The 26,578-nt window shown below is 49.7% G+C and carries 21 protein-coding genes; 18 read left to right on the top strand and 3 right to left on the bottom strand.

Annotation, left to right across the window (positions count from 1 at the left end; genetic code table 11):
- Positions 1 to 35 precede the first annotated feature (35 nt).
- The gene (locus tag AB1611_22175; GenBank protein ID MEW6382281.1) at positions 36 to 1,088 is read right to left on the bottom strand and encodes a GAF domain-containing protein; all 1,053 of its coding nucleotides are present in this window, start codon (positions 1,086 to 1,088) and stop codon (positions 36 to 38) included.
- 184 nt (positions 1,089 to 1,272) lie between these two features.
- On the opposite strand from AB1611_22175, the gene AB1611_22170 reads away from it, so the two are divergent.
- The 3 genes from AB1611_22170 to AB1611_22160 all read left to right on the top strand — a co-directional run bounded on the left by AB1611_22170 (position 1,273) and on the right by AB1611_22160 (position 3,612).
- Positions 1,273 to 2,028, top strand: a complete 756-nt coding sequence (locus tag AB1611_22170; GenBank protein MEW6382280.1) for a hypothetical protein — start codon at positions 1,273 to 1,275, stop codon at positions 2,026 to 2,028.
- On the top strand, positions 2,025 to 2,870 hold the full coding sequence (locus AB1611_22165; GenBank protein ID MEW6382279.1) for a TPM domain-containing protein: 846 nt from the start codon (positions 2,025 to 2,027) through the stop codon (positions 2,868 to 2,870). The genes AB1611_22170 and AB1611_22165 overlap by 4 nt, the downstream gene beginning before the upstream one ends.
- A gap of 166 nt (positions 2,871 to 3,036) precedes the next feature.
- The gene (locus AB1611_22160; protein ID MEW6382278.1) at positions 3,037 to 3,612 is read left to right on the top strand and encodes a LemA family protein; all 576 of its coding nucleotides are present in this window, start codon (positions 3,037 to 3,039) and stop codon (positions 3,610 to 3,612) included.
- Positions 3,613 to 3,763: 151 nt separating this feature from the next.
- Here the strand turns inward: AB1611_22160 and AB1611_22155 are convergent, their stop codons facing one another.
- Positions 3,764 to 4,231 (bottom strand): Rieske (2Fe-2S) protein, encoded by a 468-nt coding sequence (locus AB1611_22155; protein ID MEW6382277.1) that lies wholly within the window; start codon positions 4,229 to 4,231, stop codon positions 3,764 to 3,766.
- Between the two features lie 293 nt (positions 4,232 to 4,524).
- On the opposite strand from AB1611_22155, the gene AB1611_22150 reads away from it, so the two are divergent.
- The 4 genes from AB1611_22150 (at position 4,525) to AB1611_22135 (ending at position 9,073) form a co-directional block, all read left to right on the top strand.
- Complete coding sequence (locus tag AB1611_22150) at positions 4,525 to 5,298, top strand: Sir2 family NAD-dependent protein deacetylase (GenBank protein ID MEW6382276.1); 774 nt, start codon at positions 4,525 to 4,527, stop codon at positions 5,296 to 5,298.
- Between the two features lie 460 nt (positions 5,299 to 5,758).
- A complete protein-coding gene (locus tag AB1611_22145) occupies positions 5,759 to 6,931 on the top strand; it encodes a DUF1343 domain-containing protein (protein ID MEW6382275.1) in 1,173 nt (390 codons plus the stop codon).
- 12 nt (positions 6,932 to 6,943) lie between these two features.
- Positions 6,944 to 7,954 carry an NDP-sugar synthase gene (locus AB1611_22140; GenBank protein ID MEW6382274.1) on the top strand — a complete coding sequence of 337 codons (1,011 nt, stop codon included), beginning with the start codon at positions 6,944 to 6,946 and terminating at the stop codon, positions 7,952 to 7,954.
- A gap of 87 nt (positions 7,955 to 8,041) precedes the next feature.
- Positions 8,042 to 9,073, top strand: coding sequence for a phosphotransferase (locus AB1611_22135; GenBank protein ID MEW6382273.1), 1,032 nt, complete (start codon positions 8,042 to 8,044; stop codon positions 9,071 to 9,073).
- A 44-nt stretch (positions 9,074 to 9,117) separates the two neighbouring features.
- Here AB1611_22135 and AB1611_22130 read toward each other — a convergent pair whose 3' ends face one another.
- Positions 9,118 to 9,495: a response regulator gene (locus AB1611_22130; GenBank protein MEW6382272.1), complete on the bottom strand. Its 378-nt coding sequence runs from the start codon at positions 9,493 to 9,495 to the stop codon at positions 9,118 to 9,120.
- A gap of 256 nt (positions 9,496 to 9,751) precedes the next feature.
- Here AB1611_22130 and AB1611_22125 point away from each other — a divergent pair, with 256 nt between their 5' ends.
- From AB1611_22125 to AB1611_22075, 11 genes are all read left to right on the top strand, one after another.
- Positions 9,752 to 10,615: a DUF3108 domain-containing protein gene (locus tag AB1611_22125; protein MEW6382271.1), complete on the top strand. Its 864-nt coding sequence runs from the start codon at positions 9,752 to 9,754 to the stop codon at positions 10,613 to 10,615.
- 163 nt (positions 10,616 to 10,778) lie between these two features.
- A complete protein-coding gene (gene hflX / locus AB1611_22120; GenBank protein MEW6382270.1) occupies positions 10,779 to 12,338 on the top strand; it encodes a GTPase HflX in 1,560 nt (519 codons plus the stop codon).
- A complete protein-coding gene (locus tag AB1611_22115) occupies positions 12,283 to 13,293 on the top strand; it encodes a metal-dependent hydrolase (GenBank protein MEW6382269.1) in 1,011 nt (336 codons plus the stop codon). Before hflX ends, AB1611_22115 begins: the two co-directional genes overlap by 56 nt.
- A gap of 388 nt (positions 13,294 to 13,681) precedes the next feature.
- A complete protein-coding gene (locus tag AB1611_22110) occupies positions 13,682 to 15,889 on the top strand; it encodes a hypothetical protein (protein ID MEW6382268.1) in 2,208 nt (735 codons plus the stop codon).
- Positions 15,890 to 16,085: 196 nt separating this feature from the next.
- Positions 16,086 to 16,604 carry a hypothetical protein gene (locus AB1611_22105; GenBank protein MEW6382267.1) on the top strand — a complete coding sequence of 173 codons (519 nt, stop codon included), beginning with the start codon at positions 16,086 to 16,088 and terminating at the stop codon, positions 16,602 to 16,604.
- Positions 16,605 to 16,807: 203 nt separating this feature from the next.
- A complete protein-coding gene (locus tag AB1611_22100) occupies positions 16,808 to 19,063 on the top strand; it encodes a hypothetical protein (GenBank protein MEW6382266.1) in 2,256 nt (751 codons plus the stop codon).
- A 497-nt stretch (positions 19,064 to 19,560) separates the two neighbouring features.
- A complete protein-coding gene (locus tag AB1611_22095) occupies positions 19,561 to 20,172 on the top strand; it encodes a hypothetical protein (protein MEW6382265.1) in 612 nt (203 codons plus the stop codon).
- A gap of 249 nt (positions 20,173 to 20,421) precedes the next feature.
- Positions 20,422 to 22,023, top strand: a complete 1,602-nt coding sequence (locus AB1611_22090; protein MEW6382264.1) for a hypothetical protein — start codon at positions 20,422 to 20,424, stop codon at positions 22,021 to 22,023.
- Positions 22,024 to 22,078: 55 nt separating this feature from the next.
- Positions 22,079 to 24,190 (top strand): hypothetical protein, encoded by a 2,112-nt coding sequence (locus AB1611_22085; protein ID MEW6382263.1) that lies wholly within the window; start codon positions 22,079 to 22,081, stop codon positions 24,188 to 24,190.
- Positions 24,191 to 24,809: 619 nt separating this feature from the next.
- Positions 24,810 to 25,271: a helix-turn-helix domain-containing protein gene (locus AB1611_22080; GenBank protein MEW6382262.1), complete on the top strand. Its 462-nt coding sequence runs from the start codon at positions 24,810 to 24,812 to the stop codon at positions 25,269 to 25,271.
- Between the two features lie 19 nt (positions 25,272 to 25,290).
- Positions 25,291 to 26,457, top strand: a complete 1,167-nt coding sequence (locus tag AB1611_22075; protein MEW6382261.1) for an AAA family ATPase — start codon at positions 25,291 to 25,293, stop codon at positions 26,455 to 26,457.
- Positions 26,458 to 26,578: the final 121 nt, after the last annotated feature.

The raw sequence follows: 26,578 nt of genomic DNA, 5'->3' as shown, positions 1-26,578 counted from the left end.
TCTATCCTGAGCGTCATGTTGTTAACAAGGGGTTTTCATATATTCGGTGATCTCTTGCCCCAGTCATACCATTGCCATACATCTTGCGTCAAATCTTCATAGTCTCTTTTTATGTGATTGAATAACCTGGCATTTTCAATAGCAATGCCACCGAAATCAGCGAAGATCTGCAGCAGCTCCAGATCCTCGGCGGAAAATTCCCGGGGATGAACCATATACACTCTCAGCGTGCCGATAGGTCTTTCCCTGACCTTCAAGGGTATGCAGAAAATGGAGCGAATGCCCTCTTCCTCAAGGTGCTCCGGATACTGCACATCCGGGCTTTTCGAAACATCGGGAATAACCAGCAGGTGATCCAGGCATTCCCGGAGTGATTTTTGAATATGCACCGGCCCTTTTTTCAGGAATTTTTCACTCAGGCCATAGGTAGCGCCAACCTCCAGGGTCTCTTCCTGCCGCGCAACCAGCAGGATAGAAGCTCCCCTGCCGCCCATGAGCTGAGTAGCCTTTTCGGCAATCATCTGCAGGACCTCCGGGAGATCCAGCCGGGAAGTTATGGCTCTGCCTATTTCAGACAGGGCGTGCAGGCTCTGGTACATTTTGGCATTACTCAGCACCACGCCTGCCTGGCTGGCCAGGGTAGTGAGGTAGCTGATCTCTCCCGGATCGAACGACCGCTCCGTGCGGGTGAAAACCCAGAGGCTGCCGATTATGACGTCCCTTGATTTCAGCGGAGCACAGAGGATGGAGCGGATGCCTTCCGATTCGGCCAGTTTCCGGTATGCCGGATTCTCCCTGGCATCGGCAATGGTAATGACCTTTCCCTTGAGCACTTCCCGTTCCACCGGATTATCTTCGAGCCGCAGATACCCCTGACCGGCATATTCCTTCGACAGATTTCTGGCGGCCACAACCGCCATTGTCTGCGAAGCCTTATCAACAAGATGAATGGAAGAGGCCTGAATATCCAGACAACGCTCCACATTGTTGAGAATTGTTTCAAGGGCCTCATTAAAGTCGAGAGTACAGGAAATTTCCCCGCATCGCTGACAAAAATCGTCCCGGTATTTTGTTTCCATCTCTTGCATAAATCTTCCTTTCTCATCTGGCAACTATATGTTGATCTGCTTTTCGGGCAATCAGGAAAAATATCACGACAGAAAACCGGAAGACTTCGGCCTCAGTTGACAATCGGATTGATAAATAATAAAATCTCTCTGATTTTATCTTTTTTTGTGCATCAAACACCGTGTAACCCAAAGGAGAAAAAGGGTGATCGAGCTGAAAAATCTGGACAAATTGCCTCCCGGCATTCAGTCGGCAGTGAGCCGGTACTGCCAGGACATGATTCAGATCCACCAGGCAAACCTGAGATCAGTTACCGTCTATGGCAGCGCTGCCGGAGAAGGCTATATTCCCAAAAAATCCAATATCAATCTCGTATTCATCTTTCAGGATATTCCCTTTTCCACATTACAAAACAGCCTGAAGCTTATCGCCTCCGGCAGGAAGGGAAAAATTCCGGCACCTCTCTTTTTCACCGAGGAGCACATTCTCTCTTCATGTGATACCTTCCCCATTGAATTCATCGAGATCAAGGAAAAGCATGTCACTCTCTATGGTGAGGATATCTTCCAGAAGCTTACCATCGATCAATCCAATCTCCGCCTTCAGTGCGAGCAGGAAATCAAAGGCAAACTGATCAGGATCCGTCAGACCTACCTGGAAACAGGATTATGTAAAAAGCCGCTTGAGCACCTTTTGTCCTATTCCCTGACCTCCCTCATCCCTGTCTTTCGCAGCATTATCCGCCTTCAGGGAGGCATTCCTCCCCAGTCCAGGGAAAGGATCATTCAGCAGACAGCCGAAAGCTTCCAGCTTCAGGCTGAGGTATTTATGAAGGTGCTGGATCTTAAGGAAGGAAGAGTCGGGATGAAAAAGCAGGAACTGGAGAGCATCATGGATGCCTATCTCCATAACCTTCAGGTGCTGGCTCAAAAAGTCGATACCCTGCCGGTGGTTCTATGATCCATCCACACGCTCGGATTAAAGCCCTGCCGACACGGCTCTTCCTGGCAACCCTTCTCCTTTGTCTCCTGTGTCTGACAGCAGGAGGGAAAAGCACCCCGGCCCTTGCACTGTCACCGCAGCCGGACAGTCAGGAGATGAAATTCCCTGAGCCTGTGGGGTATGTCAATGATTATGCACAGATTCTGTCTCCCCGGGAAGAAGAGGCCATCAGCGGGATCATCCGGGAGCTTCACCGGAAAACCACTGCCGAAATCGCGCTCGTTACCCTGGAGAGCGTGGCCCCGTACGATATCAACCTTTATGCAGTCAAGCTCTTTGAAAAATGGGGCATCGGGACCAAAGACAAGGATAACGGCGTCCTCATCCTGCTGGCCCTGAAGGAGCGCGAAGTCCGGATCGAGGTCGGCTATGGACTGGAGGGAATATTACCTGACGGTCTGGCCGGTGAAATCATCCGAAAGTACATGATCCCATCCTTTAAAAAAGAGAACTACGGACAGGGAATCATAGCCGGAACAAGGGCTGTTGTTTTCCAGGTGGCCAGGGAGTATCAGGTCCGGATTACCGGCCTGCCGGAAATGCCGGAAGCGGAAGATCAAAAAGCCCCTGATTCTGCCGGAGTGGAACTCTTATTCACTCTGCTTCTCCTGGTTCTTCTTCTGGGATGGAAGAGCGGCCTCCTGTGCTATTGGCTCTTAGGCCCGCGAGGCGGCGGCTACTGGGGCCGCAGGGGAGGCGGCGGGTTCGGTGGAGGCGGGTTCGGCGGCTGGGGCAGCGGCGGGTTCGGCGGGTTCGGCGGAGGATCGAGCGGGGGCGGTGGAGCAACGGGCAGATGGTAAGGGGAGTGGGGAGAGTGGTCAGTGGTCAGTGAAGACAACAGGCAGCTTAATAATCTGGAGGGGCGGCCCCCTGTGGCCGCCCAAAGGCAGGCACAGGGGCCTGCCCCTACAACTGACCTGGAATTGCTGCGGAGGGTACTAACTTCTTTTCACGGAGGAGATACAAATGAAGCGAGGTCTTGGCATTTTTCTGGCGGTTTTGGCCGCAATAGCCATATTTTTTGTCCTGCTGGCTGGCTGGGGAGTGTCTCATTACAACAAACTCGTGACCCTGAGAGAAAATATCGACGGAGCATGGGCTCAGGTCGATAATCAACTCAAAAGGAGAAACGATCTTATTCCCAACCTGGTGAATACGGTCAAGGGATATGCTGCTCACGAGAAGGAAATATTCATCAAGATCGCCGAGGCACGGGCAAAGCTGGCCGGCGCGCAAACCATTCCGGAGAAAATCCAGGGAGCGCAGGAAATGGGGTCCGCTCTCGGAAGATTACTGGTCATCGTGGAGCGATATCCCGAATTGAAGGCCAATGAGAGTTTCAACCGGCTTATGGATGAGCTGGCCGGTACGGAGAATCGCCTCGCTGTGGAAAGAATGCGCTACAATGACGTGGTCAAGGAGTACAATACCACTATCGGCAGATTTCCCGACCGCATTTTTGCCGGGCTCTTTGGCTTTGAAAAGGGAGTATATTACCAGGTGCCAGAAGAGGAAAAGCGGGTTCCGAAAGTGGAATTCTAACCATCAGGAGGGAATTAGCCTCTTAACTCAATCGAGGGAGCCGGATAATTTACGATCCTGTCATAAATTATACCTGTTCAGTATCCGCCAGACAACTTGTCGGGAATTCTCCCCCTGCTCTGGCATTTGGTTGATTGGCATCTCTCCGAGGCTATAGCTCACCAATGACAATATGGTCCTCTACAACCATGAGTTTAAATCGCTCCAGGGGCCTGGGAGCCAGACCGGCTTTCACATTTCCATTGATATCAAACAGGGCATCATGAGATGGGCAAACCAGCTCTTCCCGATCCTTGTCCCATTGCAGGAGCGAGTCACTATACGTGCACAGGGCGGAAAGAGCTTTGATATTCCCATGATTATTAATGACGATTACCGGCTGGCCGCGGTAAGCGATCAACTGAAAAGCCCCTTCCGGGAGACTGGCCAGCGGAATCTGGATAGCTTCCAGGTACCTGACCTGGCTTGGAGGAGCAATCAGATAGCGAATGAGAGGATAGAGGAAAAGAGTGAGCATTGCCAGGGCGATCACCCATCGAACAATAACCTTGCGAAAAGCGGTTTTTTTTACGTATATATCTCCTGCTACTGAATAAATAACTCCTGATTGATAACTCATACTCCTGACTCCTTCTGCCTCTTTGGGACTGTATCGCTGAAAAACACCGGTATTGCATTCTCCTGCAACCAGAAAGCCGGCCAGGGGAAATTTTTTACCCGCAAGGTCAATGCTCTATGTCCTGATTCTTAATGAAGCAAAGATCGTGCCAGGTGTGAAATTCCTCCCTGTCAAGCAGGGCAACTCCTGCTGTCCCTTCCCGCGAGGAGAGGTTTCAGTTTGACTTCTCACTGCGTTCAGGGCTATAATGGCTTGGGATAAAAAGACAATAATACCGGAGTGCTGAGAAATCCATGTCCGATCAGATAAAAGAATGCGCTTCTCGTATCCGGGAAGCATGGAGTATTATCGTCATAACCGGAGCCGGAATCTCTACGGCAGCGGGAATCCCCGATTTCCGGTCACCGGGAACAGGGCTTTATTACAACCTGCAAAAGTATCATCTCCCGTATCCGGAGGCCATTTTTGATATCGACTATTTTGTTCATCATCCGGAACCTTTTTTCGAGCTGGCCAGAGAGCTTTTACCCGGCAATTACCAGCCCACCATTGCTCATCGGTTTATCCGGATGCTGGAAGAAGAAGGAAAGCTCCTGCGCAACTACACGCAAAACATCGACGGCCTTGAAAAGGCAGCCCATATCCAGCGGGTCATAGCCTGCCACGGCACTTTCCAGACCGCTACCTGCCTGTCCTGCGGCAGGAAGTATCAACTGAGCGATATCGAAAAAGATATAGGAGCAGGAAAAGTGCCCTCGTGTACCTGTCATCCGCAATCCGTTATCAAGCCGGACATAGTCTTTTTCGGCGAGGCATTGCCGGATGCCTTTTTTAAATCGGCTGCCCTGGACATCCCCCAGGCTGATCTCCTGCTGGTCATGGGAACATCGCTCAATGTTTATCCGGTTGCAGGCCTGGTCGATGTAGTAGCGCCGGATTGCCCTATCATCATGGTTAACAAGACCGCTCCACCCCCGGCATTCCGGCGGAAAATGGAATTGCTGCTGGGAAACTGTGATGAAATCAGCGCTGAACTGGCTCAAGAGGCCTTCGGAAGGCTGCCATAAGACCAGGCCCACCATACAGAACTTACCCCTCGAGATCGGAATAAATTTTGCTATATGAGGTGAATTTTTATCCTTTATGCCTCAAAAAAGTAGTAAAGGAGGCATAAAAAAATGGTGGAATCACCCCAAATTGATTACCAGAAATACCCTGATGTTTTTGATAAACTCCAAGAATTAACTCCTCAAGGATATTTTATGCTCCATAAAAGGATGGTAATCTCGTTTTTTCACCTTGTCAATGCTTTTCCCTCGATTGCCCCTTTGATTCACCATGCACACGAAACCAGTTGACTTGACTCATAGGAATAGGTTAAATAGATAGCTATACTACGGCAGGAGTCAGAAGTCAGGAGCCAGAAGTAAAAACGACCGTTATTCTGGATATTGACTACTGACCACTTTCTTTAACTCCTGACTCCTGGCTTCCGGCTCCTGAATTCTCAAGGAAAAAGGTTCTCTTATGAACAGGGTTCTTTCAGGCTTAGAGGTTCTTCTCAAAAACGGTTTTCACGGCTTGGGCCAAAAAGTCGGGTTGCTGATTCATCCGGCTTCGGTGGCTTCGGACCTTACCCATGCGGTTGAAATCTTCACGGAAAAGCTGGGCGGGCGGCTGGTTTGCCTGATGGGTCCCCAGCATGGGCTGTACGGAGAGACCCAGGATAATATGATCGAGTGGGAAGACTTTCATGAGGCGACCTTCGGGCTCCCGGTGTACAGCCTGTATGGAAAGATCCGGAAGCCGCACAAGCATATTCTCGATACCATCGATACCCTGGTTATCGATTTACAGGATGTTGGCGCCCGCTACTACACCTTTATCTGGACTATGGCCCTGTGTCTTGAAGCCTGTGCGGAGACGAATGTGAAGGTGGTGGTTCTGGACCGGCCAAATCCCCTGGGGGGGCTGAAGGTCGAGGGGAATGTCTCACAGGGGGATTTCCTGTCCTTTGTCGGGCTCTTTCCTCTCCCGGCCTGCTATGGCCTGACCATTGGAGAGCTGGCCTGTCTGCTGAACCGGGAACATCGGCTCGATGCTCATCTTACGGTAGTCTGGATGGAAGGATGGAATCGCCGGATGAGCTTTGCCGACACAGGACTGCCCTGGGTGGCCCCTTCGCCGAATATGCCCGGCCTGCAAACAGCCCGGGTTTATCCGGGCATGTGTCTGCTGGAAGGAACGAATGTCTCGGAAGGAAGGGGAACCACGCTGCCGTTCGAAATCTTCGGGGCCCCCTTTATCCAGCCCTGGAACCTTGTCCGCGAGTTGCGTGATCATTCCCTGCCGGGAGTAGTATTCCGGCCCTGCTATTTTCAACCCACGTTCCATAAATTCCAGGGCGAGCTGTGCGCAGGGGCCCAGTTGCATGTAACAAACTGGGCTTCCTTCAAACCATACCTGACTGCAATCGCCATTCTCCAGGCAATTCACCGCTTGTATCCTGACCGCCTGAAGTGGAAACCGCCTCCCTATGAATATGAGTACGAAAAGCTGCCCATCGATATCCTCTGTGGTACAGATCAGGTCCGCCGCCAGATCGAAGAGCATACCCCACTCACCGACATGGAAGCGGGCTGGGCTGCTGGACTGGACGAATTCCTGGCCACCCGCAGGAATTATCTTCATTATGAATAGCAGGACATTGGGATGAAGGCTATTGTTCTGGCTGCCGGGTTCGGGAAGAGGCTGCGGCCTCTGACAGACCATCTTCCCAAGGTCCTGGTGCCGATATTAGGCATCCCGGCCATAGATCATGTGCTCTGGCGGCTGCATGATCAGGGTATCCGGCAGGTGGGAGTCAATGTGCACTACCGGGCTGAGCAGATCAGGGAGCATTTGGAATCTGATGTCTGCCTGGCATCAGGCTGCCGCTTAAAAAAAAATATCAAAATCAGTATCTCTCGTGAGGAAGAAATACTCGGCACCGGCGGGGCGCTGGATAATTTCCGGGATTTCCTCCGGGGAGAGGAACCATTCTGGGTTTATAACGGAGACATTATTTCCGATCTTGACCTTGCCTCCGCCCTGCATTTTCATCAGGCCAGAGGAGCCCTGGCAACTTTGATCCTCTGGGATTATCCGCCGATCAATACGGTCTCTGTGGACCGGGGGGGGAACATCGTCAGCCTGTTTGCAAAGCCCGGTGCAGAGCCCGCTGGCAGGGATTGCCACACTACCTCATTAACCTTTACCGGCATTTCGATCCTCAGCCCCCGGATCCTGGATTATATACCACAGGGATATTCCGAAATGCCAGGGATATATCAGGATATCATTGCCTCTGAGGGCATGGGAAAAATCTGCGGTTTCAGGGGACAGGGACATTACTGGGCGGATTTTGGAACCATTACCAGTTACCTCGATGTCCATCGCCATCTTGTGATCGATCGCTCTCAGAGGAAAGTACCGGCAGCCAGGCTTACGCAGACATCCGGGCATACAACCGGATGTGTCGGATGTGTCCATCGGGCCGGTGCGGGGATAGTGATTTCCAGCCGGGCTCAGTTACGGGGTTTTGTATCCATCGGAGATGGATGCATTATCGAAGATAATGTCTTTTTAGAAGATTGCGTCCTCTGGCCAGGGACCAGGGTGTCGGCTGACACCCGGGCGCAGCGGGCTGTATTGGGTAATGGCTTTATCTGCCGGGAGAGATAATAAAGAATATTAACCACGAAACACACGAAAAGTACTGTTCATTGAAACTCAAATAGTATCGAAAGTCTGTGAGAAGGAAATACCGTGATGATAGAACAGCAGAGCCTGCATCAGGAAAACCTGTGCCGAGAGGTGATTCTCCAGGAGCCTCTTTTCAAGGATGCACCTGGCGGCAGTTTCAGTAATTCGGCGGTCATATCCGCCCTTACTGCCGGTGGATCGGACCGGATTTTTTGCCGGATCAGGGAGGGGGAGCGCAGCCTTATTCTCCTTATCGACCCCAATCCGACGGAATTTTCAGCCTATATTCAAGTTGGCCGGTTTCTTTCCGAAAACCGCCTTCCCGTTCCCCGTATCTACAGCTATGATGATCAGTCCGGCAAAGCCCTGCTGGAGGATCTGGGGGATGAGAGTTTCTACCTGAGAGGGATATCGTGTCACAATACCCGCCTATTGCAGGAATATTACCGGAAAATCATCGATATTCTCATTGCCGTGCAGGGAGTTTCAACAGACCGGATAGCTGCCTGTGCTCCGATCAAAAACAGGGTCTTTGATTACGGGCAGTTGAGATGGGAAACCGCTTATTTCACCCGCTTCTTTCTCAGGGAATATTGTCAACTCCCTATCGAGGAGGAAGAATTGGAGGAGGGATTTCACTGTCTGGCAGCAAGTTTTTCGGGAGAGCCCCTGGCATTGATGCACCGGGATTTTCAGTCCCAGAATATCATGCTCAAATCAGGTGAACCGTATCTTATTGATTTTCAAGGTGCAAGAATGGGGATAGCCGCTTATGACCTTGCCTCTCTCTTGAACGACTGCTACCTTGTTTTGGACGATCAGACGCGCGAATCCCTCATTTCCTACTATCTTGTGCAACGGCAGCAGCGGCTGGGAATTACGCAGGGAGAGGAGGAATTTAAGGATTTATACCTTCGGGCTGCACTTCAGAGAAATATGCAGGCCCTGGGTGCCTTCAGTTTTCTTTCCCGGAATAAAAAGAAAAAGCAATTCGAGCAATACATTCCAACGGGAGTTCAGTACCTGAAATCAAACCTTCCCCGCTATGCGCCACTGCGGATTCTCGAAAGAAAGATATTGACTCTGGCTATTGGATGATTCCCCATGAATAATTCCGATACCGGCTCATGCGGAATAGCCAATCAAGCCAGGACACAGGTGATCTGCTGAATCATGGACAGGAGTTTGGCAATGGAGAAGGGTTTTTGGAGAATTCCGTGGATCCCTTTTACCAGATTACTCCTGGTACTTTCCATGGGGTGGCCGGTCATCATAATGGCTTTGATATGCGGCTGAAGGGATTTCACCTGATTAAGGGTTTCCAGACCGTTCATTCCGGGCATCTTGATATCAATCAAAGCAATATCGAACATGTTTGCTTTAGCCTTTTCAACAGCAACATATCCATCCTGAGCCTGTAAGACCTGCAATCCTTCCAGCTCTAAAATCTCAGCAAGGCTTTCGCGTAAATCTTCTTCATCATCAACGACAAGGATAACCGGCGATTTATAATCGTTCATTATTGCATTCTCCAAATAGTAAAAGTTCGCTCTGTCTCATTTCCTGCTGTTTTTTATCTTTTGCTGTTTCTCATATCCTGCTCTAACCTGTTTTTCCTGGAAAAGACGATGAAAGGAATGATTCTCTTATGAAAAAAATTTTTTTGCTTTATGGGGAAAATACGATAAAATAATCTCCTGATTGAGGACCCTGAATTGGGCTATAGATGCATCTTGAGTGCTCACCATAATCCTGAGCGCTCGATCGTGAGGTAACATGAAAAGAATTGGATTTGCCATCAGCTTGCTTTTCTTTATCGTTCTATTTCGGTCCTGTCCTTTGCCCGCTTCCGGAGTAGCGCCGGAAAGCCCTGCGATTTCCAGAGAGGATATGTTGGTACCGGCGTCAGCATCCCTTACAGAGCAACCATCGGCTTCAGCCAGTTTGAGAGTCGGAGAGAAGCTCGTTTATACTTTAACCTGGGGAGTCGTGCCGGCTGGCACAGCCATTCTTGAAGTTGATTCCCTGGTGCGATGGGATGGCGTGGATTGCTACTGGGTAAAGATTACTACCAGGACAAATTCATTTTTGGATAATATCCACAAAGTTCGTGATTCGATAGGGTCCCTGATCGAAACCTCATTGAAGAGGTCGCAATATTACCGCAAGAAGCAGGAGGAGGGATCGTTTCGCCGGGATGATGAACTGGTTATTGATTACCGAAGAGAGATGGCGATCCTGAACCGGGGGGGCAAGCTTAAGAATACTATGAAAATACGGCAAGATGAAGATTTACTCGACCCTTTTGGTGTGCTATATTATGTAAGAGGAATGAATCTGCGGGTGGGAGATCAGATCAATGCCCGGGTTACGGATGGAATGGCGATGTATCTGATGCAGATCAATGTCTTAAAGCGTGAGAGGGTCAAAGCCTGGACAGGCTATTATGACTGCCTGAAGATTGAACCGAAAATGCAGAAGCTGGAAGGCGTATTCAATAAAAAGGTCAATGCAAAGCTTCATATCTGGGTAACCAATGACCATCTCAAGATCCCGGTCAAGATGCAGAGTGAGATTTTTTTGGGCTCTATTCAGGGCCTGCTGAAGGAGGTTCATGGTCCAGAGGGCGCAGTGCGGTAAGTCCGGGAGCCAGTAAGGTTTTACACTAAGAAGGTGAATAAAAATCAAAAACATTTATGGAGAAATTCAAGGGTTAGGTCCCGGCAGCCTGAAGCGGCTGGAGAGAGTCTACCGCCGACGGGTTCCCGCTCAGGAGGTTATCACCCCTGAGCTGTGCCGGTACTTGACTGAGCTGTCATTTGATCTTGGCCGCCAGATCGGCATCCTGATCACCAGAAGAGGTGAAGTCGCCTCCGTGGTTGTCGGAAATCAAAAGGAAATATCCATCCCGCCGCTCGATGATTACCGGCTTGGGCACCGCCGGCTGCGGGGCTTACGGTTCATTCATACGCATCTTAAGGGAGAGCCGCTGTCCCGGGACGATCTGGCGGATCTGGCCCTGTCCCGCTTCGATCTTGTTGGCAGCATCGGCGTCGGAGATGCGGGTCTGCCCTCGCAGATACTTCTGGCCCACCTTCTTCCGCTCAACGGAGAGGGCAGGCAATATGAGCTTCTGCCGCCTCGCGACGTTCACCACATCGATCTTGACTTTGAACAGCTTATTGGTGAGCTGGAGCGGGAAATCGCCCATGCGGAAAAAGGATCTCATGAGGTCGGCAGCGATGAACGGGCTATTCTGGTCGGAGTGCGTGATGGCCAGGGGATCAATGCAGTTGAAAATTCAATCGAGGAGATGAAAGAACTGGCCCGGACCAGCTCGGTGCAGGTTCTGGATACTATCATCCAAAATGCTGACCGGATGAATCCCAAGTACCTGCTGGGAAAGGGAAAACTCAAGGAGTTGATTATCCGGGCACTGCAATTGGGTGCCAGCCTCCTGATTTTTGACCGGGAACTGACTCCTGCCCAGGTCCGGTCGATCAGTGAAATTACGGAAATGAAAGTTGTGGACCGCAGCCAGCTCATTCTGGACATCTTTGCCCGGCATGCTCACACCCCCGATGGGAAAATCCAGGTGGAGCTGGCGCAATTAAAATATATTCTTCCCCGGCTCAAGGAGAACACGGCCGCCTTTTCCCGGCTGGCCGGAGGCATCGGCGGAAGAGGCCCTGGCGAGCAAAAACTGGAAACCGACAGAAGGCATATCCGCAATCGCATCTCGTATCTTGAGAAGAAACTGGAGGCTTCCAGCAGGAGCCGCAGGCAAAGGAGAGCCAAAAGGTCTAACTCCTGCCTGCCGATTGTGTCCATTATCGGCTATACCAATGCCGGGAAATCCACCCTGTTGAATGCTCTGACGAATAGTCAGGTCCTGGTCGAAGACCTGTATTTTGCCACTCTCGACACCTCATCGCGCAGACTCCGCTTTCCCAGGGAGCGGGAAGTGATCGTCACTGACACTGTCGGCTTCCTTCGCTCGCTGCCGCCAGACCTGCTCGGAGCGTTCCGCTCGACTCTGGAGGAGCTGGAGGATGCCAATTTACTGCTGCACGTCATCGATATCAGTAATCCGCAGTTTCATGAACAGATGAAAGCGGTAGAGCAGATTTTGCATGATTTGAACCTGTCTCATATTCCAGTCCTTCAGGTTTTTAACAAAATTGATAAAATTCCTGAAGATACACTCACCGCATACCGAAAAAGATATCAGGGAATTTTCATTTCCGCCCGGTCTGTCGATACCCTTGCTCCCCTCACCTGCCAGATAGAGAGGATACTCGAAGAGTATGGATGCTTTTACCCACAGTCTAGCCGGAATAGTCATTGCCAGGGCTGCGTTTGAGCCATCGTTGGGAAAATGGGGTGTAATCACCGGTGTAGCCGTATCTCTGCTGCCGGACGTCGATTTTCTCCTGAAATTTGTCAATAAGCAGCTTTACATTAAGTATCACCGCAGCCTTGCCAATTCACTTTTCTGCCTCATTCCACTTTCGCTGCTGTGGGGTTTTCTCTTCAACTGGCTGTCCGGCCTCCATAAATTTCCTGCCTTCGCGACATTGACTTTTATCGCCCTGGCTAGTCACATATTCTTCGATACCCTGAATCCGTTCGGGACCATGATCTTTGCCCCATTTTCAAACTATCGCTTTTCCTGGGACGTGGTTTATATCGTCGATATCATCTTTACCAGCCTGCTCCTCTTCCCGCTGATTGCTTCTTATACCCAGCCGGAGCACGGCAGGCTAATCTGCGTCGGCTCTCTGGTATGCCTGTCCCTCTATATCATTTTTCGCTTTATCAACCATGAGCGGGCCTGCCGACATAATCAGCACTACATCAGTGCGAACTGCCTCAAGGCTGCCAAATCCGCTTCACTGCCCACCCATTTTTCCCCCTTCCGGTGGAGGAATCTGATTGAGACCGAGGACTACATTTATAAGGCTGGTGTCAATACTCTGACCCGGCACTCCGGTCAAAGGGATTACCAGATGTGGCCAAAGGTCAGCTATCAATCCTCGCGGGAGAATTCCGCCTGGCTCCGGAAGGCGATGGAGCTTCCAGAGGTCAAGACTTACCTCTGGTTTGCCCGGTTTCCGGTGATGAAGTATCATGGCTTTGTTCAGAATACCCATCGCATTTCCTTCTCTGATTATCGGTTCGAAGGATTTAAGGGAAAACTTCCCTTTGTCTATGTGGTTGATTTTAATCCCGACGGGCAGGTGAGCTCCCAGTATTTCCATCGCAACTGGGACGTGCGCAGGTGGGCCAGAGGATTGAGAGATGCTGTCGCCCACTAACTCCTCTTCTCCGCTGAAAGCAAATTTTGACAAATTTTACTTGACATAAGAATAACCCTTTATATATCATTTTTATTGGTGAATAGGTAGTACGATTTTGGTGGTTCTGAAAGAAGTGGCCCAGCAAGCATTATACGGAAGTATGGTTTGATTTGTATTGGAGGACTGTCCAGCCCTCCATAGTCAAAAAGAGAAGTATATCGGCAGTGCGTTACTTCCGATTGTCCCTCCTTTTGGATTACCAAACTGAAATTTTCCCCGGAATAAACTTGTTTACTCATGCTTCATCAATACGATAACGCATCAATATTATGCGATGATTAATCTTGGTAAAAAATATTCTACAACAATTCAGGTTCGAGAAAAGTCCTTGAGGAGAAAAACAGGTATGGTAAAAACTGGCAGGAATATCAAACTCACGATAATAACTTTTTCAATGATGATTTTGCTGTTTTTATTGATTTTCAGCCACCAGGTTGCGGTTTCATCCGGTGACACCTGGGCACAGCCGGAACAACTCTACCAGGCTACGTCTCTTCCTTTTTCACTGCCGAACGGTGATGTAATTGTTGATAATTTTGAATACTGGGACAATCCGCTCAATCACGGATGGACCACGAATGAACCACCTTACCCCATCTGGGGGGAGGATATCGGCTATGGCAGACTGATGACGGTCCTGGATACCATTGAAGTAAGCAGGGTACTGAATGTCTATATGCCTCCTTCGGTGTTTCTTCCAAACTTTCAAAGATTCGCCATTTCGAAAGCCCTTGCCAGTCCCGATCCTGCAGATTTTGTCAACCCGGATCCGAACAATAATCCCTCGCAATCGCCGCAATGCACTCACCTGAGTTTTAAAATCCGGGCTCCCCTGACTGTTGAAATGTTTGACAGCTTTACCTTTATAATTCAGGGCACGCTCAAGGATCCCCTCTACCGGGACAAAGTATATTACTATGCTATCCGTCTGATTCCGCGAGAGAACTGTCCAGGCTGTGATGATTATCAAATGGACCCGGTCCTGGTCAGCGATCCAACCGATGACCCCAAAAAACCTGGGGTGATTAATGTAGAAATCGGACGACAGTACGCTGATTGGACCTGGCACACCATTTATGTCGATATCCAGGATACTATTACCCAATCCCTCGGAACAACCGGCAAGTATCTGCGCAGCATCGATTTTATAACCATTCAGGGGAACCGGTACCGGCTGGATGATATCATCTTCCACACCCATGATCATAGAGCCGAAGAGCCTCCCTACATCTTTAAGATCGGCCCTCTCTTTGCTCAGTTATTTACCCGGACTCAAAGGCTTGTCTATGCCACTGATGATGTCTGCAACCAGAACGATGTCCTGATTGACCCCAATGAGATCTGTGATGCTTATATCCAGGATTCCCGCGCTGGATTCATCGATCCTAACATCGCCCGCGACTGGGATGCCGATCCCGATAAGGATTACCTCAGGCTCAGAACCAGGTATGCAGCCCTTATCGATACCACCAGGCCAGTGCTGGCTGACTGTAATATGAGAACAAGCAGGAACAACCATGAGGAAGACATGCTTCGCTTTTATGCGTATATCGGCAAAGGAGGAGCGCACGGGAGCCTGGCACCAGGTATGATCCGCCCTCTGGAAGTCAATCCCGATGACGAATATCCTCTCTTTCTCCCGGCCTACTACCGGCTGACGGGTGATGAGGGAGATCCCGTGGTGGAACATGCCTGCGGCTGCAGCCTTGGCTCGGAAGGTACCTTCTATTATCCTCCTGAGCGGGTGAGGAACATCGAGCTGGCCCTCCAGCATGCCGGCTATAAATATTGGCCGAGAGTAGCTGTCCTGGAATTTTGCCCTCAGGTACTGGAAGACCTGATCGTTACCGTGGAGGTAAGCGACGGGAGAACCAACGATATAGAAACCTTTCCGGTCTCGGTGGTCAACTATCCGGTTGAAAATTACCCTCCCTGCATGGAGGACCTGGATGATCAAATCGCCTACGTCGGTGAAGTTTTTGAATATGCCCTTTCCGCTGTCGATCCGGATAGCTGCATCTACTCACCGACCCATCCCAGATTCGATCAATTCAATTTAACCTGGAGTATGACCATCGCCAGTCTGCCATCTTATCAATTTGGCCCCTGGAATGAGCAGCTTATCGATCCCCGCACCGGACTGATCCGTTTTACCCCGCAGTTTGAGGGAGTCTACCCCGTGGTGGTAACCGTTCAGGATGACCGGGGGTTGTTCAATATCGGACGGTTTGTCCTCCATTGCGTCAACAGGGGGACCTGGCTGAATCATCCGCCGGTTGTACTGGGTGATTGGGACCATCCTCAAGTTTGCCGGGCAGGAGAGATGTTTATTTTATCTGAACCGACCCTGGATGTTGTGGATCCGGATGGAGACAAGGTCTATTACACCTGTGATATCGGCGCTATCGGAGTAGATGCCAACGGTCATGCTATCTGGTCATTTCAGACCCAGTTTCCAGGGTTCTACGCGGCCAACATCTTTGCCATGGATACCCACGGAGCCTTTACGGTATTTACCATCCACCTCGAGGTCCGGCCCTGGTGGTCGATGTAACCCAACATCGGGCTGAAGTCCGGTAATAGGAATCCCCACCTGGCCAGGCATGCAGGAAACTGCGCTGCCTGCCGGCTGGGGATTTTCTTTTCATACTATACTCGACGCCAGGGCTGGCACACTGGCATCAACTATGCTGTCAATAAGGTAACCGGATGTGGATGGCGGGTGAGTAAGTTTTTGGGGAGAAAAACAGATGGCACAGTATCAGCAGGGTCAATGCATGCTCCGTCCTGGTACCCAGGGGAACATTACCGTATATCTTGGAATCTCATTGGTTCTGATTATACTCATGCCCTTCCTCTACCTGGCTGATGCCTCCGCTTACGCACAATGCAGCGATTTGGGAATCTGCGAATTCCTGGACATTATAGGGACGAATGAATCTTTCAATTCAGGCGAATCTGCCGAAAAAGCTCGCTGGGAGGTGCCCCCGCCTTTTTCGATACTCGATCTTATTCATCCTTCCCTGATTCATCCTCGCACCCCAAATTATGAACTGAAAAAGCATCATCAGCAGCAGGCATATCATCTGGTTCCCCGATACAAGGATGATTTTACCGGAGATAATATCATCCCCTCCCCTTCCTTTATTCTTCTATGGTTTTGGAAGCTTGCTCCCTTAATTGCCAAACCAGGCTTATTGAAGACCGGGGAGCCGCTTTTTCTCCCATTCAATCAAACAATTCTCAATACCTCAGTAATTATCTCCTGAAAATCATCACCCATTTTCATGCATAATTTCTATTCGTTGACCGGTGTATAGGAATTATACACGGGAAAACGTATATCGAGAGTTATTGGACAAAGTGGTTTACCGGCCCCCGGAAACAGGAGAAAAGTTCTCGACGTGTGATTGAAGAGTGAGGATGTGGGTAGTACGAGGAAGCGATAATGCCCCAGCGAAGAGGAGAAGTTATGGAGAAGAGAAGGTTCAGAGGGAAAAGGCTTGGAGAGATGACATTCATTGTAATTATTCTGGCAGTAGGAGTTTTCGGCAGAGGTAATCCTGTTCAGGCTCAATACCTCACTTATGACCATGTACTCAGCACCGATACTCCCTTGGTAACACCTGTTTCAAACGAGCGGGGAGATGTTCTGGTAGATAACTTCGAATACTGGGACAGTCCCCGGAATCATGGATGGACAGCCAGCGAACCTCCTTATCCGGTCTGGGGCGCAGGCATCGGCTATGGAAGTTTGCGGACTTTGATCGATTCCAGAATCATAAGCCGGGTTCTGGATGTGGAGATGCCCTACTCGGTCTTCTTACCAATGAATGGCTGGCAATTACAGATTCAAAAGGCGATCAAAGATCCTGATACCGGACAGGAAGGCGTACAGGCCAACGTGCTCTGGGTCAGCATCCGGGCGCCATTGGAGATCGAGCAATTTGCCCAGTGGCGGTTGATTGTCGTGGGAACTACCAGGTCAAAAGCTGAAAGCGACCCGGACAGGGAAAACTATCCCTTCGCCATCAGTTTTACGCCCGTTGGCATGGATGGGCAGACCGGGCTGGATATGGTAAGAGCGGGGACGATTGACTTTCGAAACTCCCAGGATACCAACCCCGCCATGATTCAAGTGCCAATGGGCCGAAACTATCAGGATGGCTCCTGGCATACCCTGAAAGCCGACCTCTCGGCCATAGTCAACAGGGCGAGCCAGGACCCTGACCTTGTGCTCGGAAAAGTGAACAGGATCATAATCTGCGGCAATAAATATCGCCTTGACAATATCTGGCTGATGAAAGATACTGTTCCTATCGAAGGGGAGCCGCCCTATTTCTTCAAGATCGGACCTCAGTTTGTCCAGCTTTTCAGCCCATTCGAGTATTACTGCTATGCCAGGGACCCGGATCTGGCTTATCGGGTGTTTCTCGATATCTGGCAAAATGAATACGAGATGGGAGGAGGATCGGAGCCTGACCCGAATTATGTCAGGAAGCTGACCGATATCTTTATCCGCAGCGCACAGGATGAGGGCCACAGTGGCCACATCAGCGATCCGGAGCAAATCGATCCAGCCCGTGACCGGCTGTTCTGGACAGCTACCGTCGGGGGATGGGGAGCACACGGAGCACCAGCCAGCCTCCTCAGCGAAGTGCCCATAGCCAACAGGGACAGCAATGCTGACGGAATTGCCGATTACTGCGATCCCAATATCATTGCCCTGATCCCTCAGCTCTGGCTGAGTCCCTACAAGCCCTGCATGGTGGATCTGCCTACTCCGTATGATCCTGCACTGATAGCCCGGGATCCTGAACGGATTTCTGACTATGACCCTGAAACCATTCCTCACCTCAAGCCCGGTACCGGCGGGGTGAGAATTTATCATCCGAAAGCTGTAGCTGCTTACGGGAATTACCTTCTCGGTCTGGGCTTTAAAACCTGGCCGGATATCGCCCGCCTCTTCTTCGTTCCCCAGGTCATGGAAGACCTGGTAGTGACGGTAAGAGTACAGGATGCGCATGGCCGGACGGATCTTGAAACCTTTCCTCTTTCAGTGACTAACTATCCAGTGACCAATTACCCGCCCAAGATGGAAAATGTCGATGAGCAGGCAGTGGCTGTGGGAGAAGTCTACCGCTACCAGATGGTGGCTACGGATCAGGACTGGTTCAGTCCGGATGGATCGTTCACCGCGGATCAGTTGAATCTCACCTGGAGTGCAACCATCAGCGGATTGCCTTCCTACCAGTATGGCCCCTGGTCAGAGTCGATTATCAATCCTCACACCGGAGAGATTACCTTTACTCCCCAATTCGAGGGAGTAGCTCATGTCCGGGTGCAGGTGACCGATTCCCGGGGATTATCTGCCACCTCCCACATCGGTATTTTATGCACCTCTCCCGGAACCTGGCTCAACCATAGCCCGTATATCATGGGAGATTTTAATGATGCTGCACCCTTGGTTATCAAGGCAGGCCAGCTTTTTATTCTCGGTCCGCCCATGCTCGACTTTCATGATCCGGATGGAGATGAGCTGTATTACTCCTGCAACATCGGATCCATTATCCTTGATAAGGACGATGACGGCATAGCCAGAGCTTACTGGACCTTCCAGACCAATTTACCCGGCTTCTATTTTGTGGAAATTACCGCTTTCGACCCGCGGGGCGGATGGACACAGTCGGTGTTCCCCATCGATGTCCAGCCCTGGTGGGCGTATTGACCACCTGCTCCAACATCCTATCATCCTTCTTCGGGCAGGATAAGGATTATCCTTATACTGCCCGATATTTTTTTCTCTCCTTTGTAGACTTGCAGATTAAAATAGCTTGATTATTGTGATTCACCTTTTCACGATGAAAACCGTGCTTTGCTCCGATAAAGAGTTTAGGGTTTAGAAAATATTCAGGAAAAGACTTTCCTCAAAAGGCTGCTTCCATGACTATCAATCAAATAAATCAAGACCTTATCCAGATAGTGATACCCAGAGAAACAAGCGGGCGGGCACTGTTGATCAACCAGGAAAAGGAAAAAGGAATTGAGTGAAGCATACGAGAGAATAGAATTTAGAATACAATTGCACTGACTGGCTTATTGTTGGTGATAGGGAAGGAGAGTGGTGCCGAGAGTTCGATAACCTCTCATAAGCGGGTTGCTGACGGTGGATTTTAGCAAGCGTATTGAACTTAACACAAAATCATTATCAAGCAAGGAGGTAACATGAGAAAGAGAAGGGAAAAATCAGGTATTGTGTTGGTGATTGTATTGCTCGCGGCGGCATTGTCTGCTCCGGCCTTTGCAATCCAGGGAATGGTTACGGGCATGGTGAGGGTAAATACCGGGAAATTGCTTTTGATTACTGCTGAGGGGAAAAAAATTTTCTGTGAGAAAGGGGAAAAAGACCTTCCTCTCACTCCTCAGGCAAGAATTATATCCCTGGAAGGTACATCCGTTATTGAAGTTGAGAATGCCCAACTGATTCTCGACAAGGGTGACGAGATGGCCTATGAGTCAGAAACAAACAGGGAATTCAGATGCCTGTCCGGGTCGATCGAAGCGGTTTCAGGTCAAAGAACCCGCAAAGTGGGGCGGGGTGAAGTTATCGCCTTAAGTATCCTGCCAGTGAATGTCGGCTCTCAGGGGATAACCGCCAGCGGGGCACGATTGAGGGAACGGGTGGAAGGACGGCTCTCCGGCCTGGTAGTAAATCCTTCTCAAAGTGCGCCCAATAGCTATTTGCCGTATCAGGGAGGTCCGTATATTATCAATTTGCCCTGGAATGCCTCGTATGGACAGCAGTCACCATGGGCATGGGCAAGCCCTTACTGGTAATTTTTTATTGAAGTGAGTGGGGCATGGAGCATATTCAAATTTTCAACAATGTTTAGTTCCCATTCTTATTTTTTCCTCTTTGTTTTCAGCTTCTCAAAAAGAGTGGCCAAACTCTCTGAGCCGCACGGTCAAATATCTGGTTAGTCACAGGATGGATTTGTTATCGCAGTTTAGATGGTATCAATTACTTTGCCGCAAGATCGCTATCTATAATCAAAACATCTGAATCGCTGAGAGGAGGAAGAATACGTGAAAAGTAGATGGCTTCGAACACTTTTATTTCTGGCTGTTATTCCTGCATTTTTAGGAACTACCCTGAAAGCCCCATCAGCCGAAGAGCCGATTTATCGTGCCAGAGTGGGAGCTACCATTGACCCTGGACAGACAGAAGTGCAGCCAATAGATAGAGACAATACACCGGTCAGTCCGAGCAGAGCCAAAGAGCTCTATGCCAATCAGGTCACGGTCACTCCGGGAAGAAGGTCTCAGACTATGGCTGATATATCCGCCATTGTGACCAATGTAGCTGACAGGCTGGTGCAGATCCAGATAACCGGGACGAACGGGAACAATGGATGGCCGAGAGATTTGAGCGACTCGACGAAAAATCCGGCTAATCTGCTGCCAAACAACTATGGAATCGTCGGCCTGAGCTTGCTGGCAGCCTATGACATGGATGTTACAGCGGATCGGTGTGAAGGTAGTCTTATAATCCAAAGGCGTCAGGGAAGCTCATATCTTGCTGCTGCCTGCAAGGCAGGGGATAAGCTGGTTGAGAGGGCTGAATCCGATCCTAACCTGGTATCGACGGATATCATCTTCCTTCACGCTCTGTCCAAGGTTCCGGCTGTTGATACCGCTGATAAGAGCGAGTACTATCAGGCGGGTCTGAAGGGCCTGCGGGCTTTTGTTCAAAAGTACGATACCGCAGCAAAGGTATATGATCTTTATAATAGTGCCGATATCAATCTCAAGCAGCTCAAAATCTGGCAGTTAGCCACGTGGGTTGAAGCCGCCAAATTATACCGTCTCAGAACATCCGGCCTGGTAGGTACAACGTTCGATCAGTGGGCCGATGATTTAATGGATAAACTCTGCAGTAGTACCTGCCTGGACAGCGCAGGCGGATTTTTCTACCATCAGAGCGGGAGCAGTAACTATGTGCGGACCGCGGGGCAGGCCAAGGCGGTCGAAGTGCTCAAGCGGTTCTACTCTCACGATGCCACACGCAAGGCTAATCTCAAGGCGGGATTGGCCTATCTGAAGGGCCTCCAGTTTACCTCAACCAAGGTCGATCCATCGTGCGGTTTATTTTACTGGGGAGGAGAGACGAGAGACGGACGATTATCCCCCTGGAACGGAATCTCCCTGGAGGATCAATGCTACGGAATCAGGGCCATGGCCAACAATTTTCAGACCAGTTGGAAAAAACGCGATCTCTACAAAGGTACCTACTGGGGTCTTAACTACCTGATTAAATCCATGATGGCCTCAGTTCCTGACGAGTATGAGGTGTTCGTAGACCGTATGGATTATACTTCCACCGGTGAATATGCGGTACCTCGGGTCGATCGCAATAGCGAGGCGATCCTGGCCCTTTATTATGGCTGCAAGGAGGGTGACGTTACCAAGGCGGGAAATATTACTGCCTATAATGCGCTGGAAATTGTCAAGGCACATGCAGGACTGGTTGAGTTAAACGGCCCTCAGATCATTGCCGCTGATCGTGTCCGTGGTCTTGGCGACGAGGTCATCGACGATGACGATATCGATGCCATTTTGAAGGATTCTGTTGCTGATCCTGACCGTAACCCAATAAACAGTCTGGTAGATGTGTTAGATGGAGAGTAGGTAGTTGAAAAAATTGTGCGAATCGCTGAAGAAAATAAGAGAGGAGGATTTAGCCTTGGCTAAAATAAAATTTTGGTCAATACCAATGATTTTAGGTCTGGTACTGCATTTGGTCTGCAGCTCCGGATGGGCAGCGACAACTTACTGTCTGCTTGCAGAGAACCCGTCGATCGACGTCAGAGTAAGTGACACCGCAGTAAACATACCCCTCAGATTTTCCCCGTATGTTGGGGTACAGCACTTTACCCTGAGCGTGTCCTATGACCCGAATTTCGTGACCCTGGGTAATTTACAGGGAAGTGACATTACATCATATGATAGCCTGCACCTGGCGATAAACAAGGTAATTGAACGGACCGATGGAGGGACGAGGGCCAATGCCGTCATGATCGGTGCCTGTGTCAGAATGAAAGCGGAAAATATGCTGGAGGCATGGTCTCTGGATACTGCCCAGCCAGCAGGCAAGTTCCTGACCCTTCCTTTTACTATTAACAAAGATGTTGATAGTATGGCCAAAGCCGGTAAAAGTACCTACATCACCATTGAAGGCTTTGTCGGCCAGAATCAGATTCAGGAATTGACCCCCACAACGGTAAAAGTCAATTTTTCCGATGTCTTGTGTACGGTGAATATTAAACCGACTGGTCTGCCGGAGAATCATCCGTATACCATCAGACTCTGGAGTGCAGACAGAACGATAGAGCGTAAAAAGGATACGAACATTTCCGGCTACAGTACTTTTGAATTGAAACCGGGCAATACCTACTGGGCGGTCGTGGAGAGCATTGGCTACCAAAGCAGCACATTGCAGAAGATCGTAATAGGTCCTGCCGAAACATCCAAGCCGAACTACGACTTTGCAATGACAGCGATCAAGTCACGGATTGCTGTAGTCCGAAAGGTCACAACGGAGAAAAAGCTGGAGCTCGGTTTTGGATATAGAAATAGCAGGGGGCAGATAGTTAGCTGGCCTGAAAATGACGCCAATACCCTGGCGGTGAATTTTACCGGAAGGGATGGCAAGGCAGGTCCCTCAGTGACATTGAATCCGCGAACTGGAGTTTATAGTCCAAGTGCCAGTGCATTTGTGTCTTACGGTTTCCCGCAAATCATTACCCCTCCAACCGGAGGCGGCTTATTCGGGCAGGCAAAATACATCTCCATGACTATCGATCCCAATGCTTATTATGTAACAAAGGAGATCAAGAGTAACAAAATAGTATATACGATTTCCTTTGAAACAGGAACATTAACCGAAGGGGTCGAAAGGTTTACGAGTACAATTGAAGTGGAGGTGCCCGTTTCTGCCGGGAGTATTGACATGACCAGGGTGAGTATTGCCCAGGCCACCAACACCTTCACCGGGAGTGAAATTGCCTCAGTGGGTGAAATGACGGTCAAGGGTAATTTTTACCTTAATCAGAATACCCATCAGGAAATCGTAACCGAATTCAAGGCCAATGAAATGAGTCTCAACTACCTTAAGGGGACTGCCCCGGCAGCGGGTCAGGCAGGTGATTATATTGACCCGAATAAACTGAGTCAAACGAGGTTTAATCTGGCGGTCGAGTTTAAGCCTCTTGAAGCAAAGACTGACATTACTGTTGTTAAAATCGATTTCACGGATGAAAACGGAAAATCGTTTGAGTATGATCCGCCTGAAGAGGTAAGGGCTTCAGCAGGTCCGATCATCATTGAGGTCCCCTTGCACAAAGGGCTTCAAACTTACCTCAAGCAGCATTATTATCCTGACACTTCATTGCCTGATTCTCTTGAATCTGCCACCCTGGAGGAAATCTACGCTCATTGTTTGAGAACCGAGGAGTCACACAATCCGGCATCTCCTGATTATGTGAAACCTGAATCAACTGCCCCCAAGCGATACGGGATCTATTTCCAGCGAGCTGGAAAGAAGGCTGAGCTTTTTATCCCCAATACCTCCTGGGGGGAAGGTATCGAGCTGAGATATCATGACAAGCTACTCTTTGCCAGGGTAACGACCAAGCATACGAGTGACTGGTTTACCGCTGTTGAGGAGGAAGTAGTGGAGGAGCCCGAACAGACAACAACAACCGCGACTACCACGAAGCCGCCCAAGAAATCAGAGGGTGATCACTGGTACGAATGCTTTATCAAAGCGATTCGTCCGGGATTTTTTCAGAAATAGCTTTTTTGACATCCAAAGAACTGACTGAAAGAGGCAGGGGCCTTTACCAAGGCCCCTGCCTCTTTTTTTGGGAGAGAGGTTTTGCCCTGTGATGAATGGTTACCGAATACCAAAATTGTAATTCCTTTCTGTTGTCCGATTACAAATCTGTAATCTGGTCCCAGGGTTGGCGTTTTTCCGAAGATAAACTTACTCCTGATTTGAACACGTTATTTTTCAATAAGGTACTCCTCATGGTCGCGGGAGAAATCAAAAGTGGCATTGCTTTTGCAGTACTTAATGGCAGGTGTGGCGTCTCGCTGAGCGCACCGGGGAAATAAAAGGCCTCTCAATATTTTCAGAAAGATGCGGTTGATTGCCAGGCGATTACAAAATTGAGCTCATTTTTCGGTTGATATGACAAAAATGAAATCAGGATATACAAAAGTGAAATCGGCTGCGGTGAGAGAGATTTTCCCGCGATCTCTTTTTATCCGGTAGCTGATTGTTTTTCTTGCTTTTTCTCTGTCAGGATCGGGGAATACCTTCTTTTCTCTCACGTGGCATCCCTTTTGCATCATTTTCCAGAACAAGAGGCCTTTTATTCAACCCATGAGTTTGTGCAAAGGAGATAGACCATATGGAGAAGATCAGTATTGCCCGCCGGCGATGGGAACAGCAGAAGCCCTTCTTTTCCCTACAAACCGATCCCGCTCCATCGAGAAGGGAAGCATGTATGCCCCTTCCCGGAATGGAATCATCACCCGCTCATCGAGAATTGCCAGCTCCTGAAGTACAATCTCGATCTTTAGGCTCTCTGATTCGTGAGAAGGTGAGCCTCCTTCAAATCAACAGGCATCAGTTTATGGTGGAAATCGTCTCGGGACTCGAAAAACCCCTGAAAATGCGCATTTCCCTGGAACTGGCCGATTCGGATCAGTCCAATCAGGATTTTCTGACGGTCGAGGAAGCGGCCAGAATCTGCCAGGTATCCAAAGATATCATCTATCGACGACTCCATCGGGGCAGTTTGCAGGGTTTGAAAATCGGGCGCACGTGGCGGATATCTTCGAATTCTCTCACTAAGACAGCGGAAGATTGAAAAAGGAGGAATACCGGTCATGTATTACGAATACTGGGGAATGCAAAAAGCTCCTTTTGATAATGTGCCGGACCCCGGCCTTTATTGGAGTCAAAACAGTTCGGTGGAAGATGCTGTTTCCGAAATCCTGTTTGCTATCGAAGATGGAAATGATTGTCTGGCTGTGCTGGTTGGAGATATCGGGACAGGGAAGACCCTGAGTTTGCGCGTTATTTTAAATGAGCTGAATCCAGAGAAATACCGGATTGCCTTCATCACCAATCCGGAGCTGTCCCTGTCGCAGTTTATGCGTGAGATCATCGGCCAGTTGAGAAATAAAAAGGTGGCTACTCATTTTAAGGATCAGCTCATGGAGGAATTCAACGCTATCCTTTTTGAATGTGCCAATCAGGGTCAAAAGGTGGTTATCTTCATCGATGAGGCCAATGTCATGTCCACTGCCCAGTTAAACAATCTGCGGCTTATGACTAACTTGCAGGACGATCAGCAGAATATGGTCATCTTCGTCCTGGCTGGCCAGAAGGAACTGGCGAGGCGGCTTGAGTCCAGGTCCCTCGAAAACCTCTATCAGAGAATCGGTGTCTACTGCCGTATCAAGGGATTGAGCGGGCCGGAAGATATCAGGCAGTATCTTGCCCACCGCATCCGGCTTTGCGGCGGATCGCCGGAGATTTTCACCAAAGAGGCAGCCGAGGTTATCTGGACATGTTCCCGTGGTGTTCCACGGCTGGTCAATAAACTTGCCAAGCTGTGCCTGAAGGCAGGAGAAACCAATCAGGTCAGACAGATTGATGCTGACATGGTTCAGGCCATAGCCTCGATGTTCGAGCGGGAGAAAGCATTACCCATCCCCGATGACCCGATTACAAAACCACCCTCTCCTGCAGATCATATCCCGGCAGGTCTCGATTCGGAAATTGCCGGTTTGATTCAGTGGATTCCATCTTACCTTCATAGCCAGATATCTTCAATGGAAGAGAAACAATTGCAGGATCTGGCGGGGAAAATAGCTGTTCAATATGTTCAGCAGACTCAGCCGAAAAATTCCCATGATGACCCGGTGATCCTCTGGGATAAGGCCAAGGGCCGCATCTTTTCAGCCCTCAAGCTTCTGCAGGAGCATGCATCGGGACACCCCCTGCACGGAGGAAGAAGGAAAATGGCCGCAGCTTGCGCGATATCCTGAACCGGGAAGGATTATTGAAAGAAAAGTGCTTTCAAAGAGCATATGAACTATTATACAATAGGAGCGGATGACCATGATCTCCATGGTAAAACTTCCTCCATAAAACTTATCAACGAGAGGG

The organism is bacterium, from assembly GCA_040755755.1.
In the GTDB taxonomy this organism is placed as follows: domain Bacteria; phylum SZUA-182; class SZUA-182; order DTGQ01; family DTGQ01; genus DTGQ01.
The sequence above is the reverse complement of the archived record's forward strand: the minus strand, read 5'-3'. Positions and strand labels throughout refer to the sequence as shown.

Excerpts from the sequence above, each read along its gene's own strand:
- AB1611_22175 (MEW6382281.1), bottom strand. The coding sequence starts at position 1,088 with ATGCAAGAGATGGAAACAAAATACCGGGACGATTTTTGTCAGCGATGC.
- AB1611_22165 (MEW6382279.1), top strand. The coding sequence starts at position 2,025 with ATGATCCATCCACACGCTCGGATTAAAGCCCTGCCGACACGGCTCTTC.
- AB1611_22160 (MEW6382278.1), top strand. The coding sequence starts at position 3,037 with ATGAAGCGAGGTCTTGGCATTTTTCTGGCGGTTTTGGCCGCAATAGCC.
- AB1611_22155 (MEW6382277.1), bottom strand. The coding sequence starts at position 4,231 with ATGAGTTATCAATCAGGAGTTATTTATTCAGTAGCAGGAGATATATAC.
- AB1611_22150 (MEW6382276.1), top strand. The coding sequence starts at position 4,525 with ATGTCCGATCAGATAAAAGAATGCGCTTCTCGTATCCGGGAAGCATGG.
- AB1611_22145 (MEW6382275.1), top strand. The coding sequence starts at position 5,759 with ATGAACAGGGTTCTTTCAGGCTTAGAGGTTCTTCTCAAAAACGGTTTT.
- AB1611_22140 (MEW6382274.1), top strand. The coding sequence starts at position 6,944 with ATGAAGGCTATTGTTCTGGCTGCCGGGTTCGGGAAGAGGCTGCGGCCT.
- AB1611_22135 (MEW6382273.1), top strand. The coding sequence starts at position 8,042 with ATGATAGAACAGCAGAGCCTGCATCAGGAAAACCTGTGCCGAGAGGTG.
- AB1611_22130 (MEW6382272.1), bottom strand. The coding sequence starts at position 9,495 with ATGAACGATTATAAATCGCCGGTTATCCTTGTCGTTGATGATGAAGAA.
- AB1611_22125 (MEW6382271.1), top strand. The coding sequence starts at position 9,752 with ATGAAAAGAATTGGATTTGCCATCAGCTTGCTTTTCTTTATCGTTCTA.
- AB1611_22115 (MEW6382269.1), top strand. The coding sequence starts at position 12,283 with ATGGATGCTTTTACCCACAGTCTAGCCGGAATAGTCATTGCCAGGGCT.
- AB1611_22110 (MEW6382268.1), top strand. The coding sequence starts at position 13,682 with ATGGTAAAAACTGGCAGGAATATCAAACTCACGATAATAACTTTTTCA.
- AB1611_22105 (MEW6382267.1), top strand. The coding sequence starts at position 16,086 with ATGGCACAGTATCAGCAGGGTCAATGCATGCTCCGTCCTGGTACCCAG.
- AB1611_22100 (MEW6382266.1), top strand. The coding sequence starts at position 16,808 with ATGGAGAAGAGAAGGTTCAGAGGGAAAAGGCTTGGAGAGATGACATTC.
- AB1611_22095 (MEW6382265.1), top strand. The coding sequence starts at position 19,561 with ATGAGAAAGAGAAGGGAAAAATCAGGTATTGTGTTGGTGATTGTATTG.
- AB1611_22080 (MEW6382262.1), top strand. The coding sequence starts at position 24,810 with ATGGAGAAGATCAGTATTGCCCGCCGGCGATGGGAACAGCAGAAGCCC.
- AB1611_22075 (MEW6382261.1), top strand. The coding sequence starts at position 25,291 with ATGTATTACGAATACTGGGGAATGCAAAAAGCTCCTTTTGATAATGTG.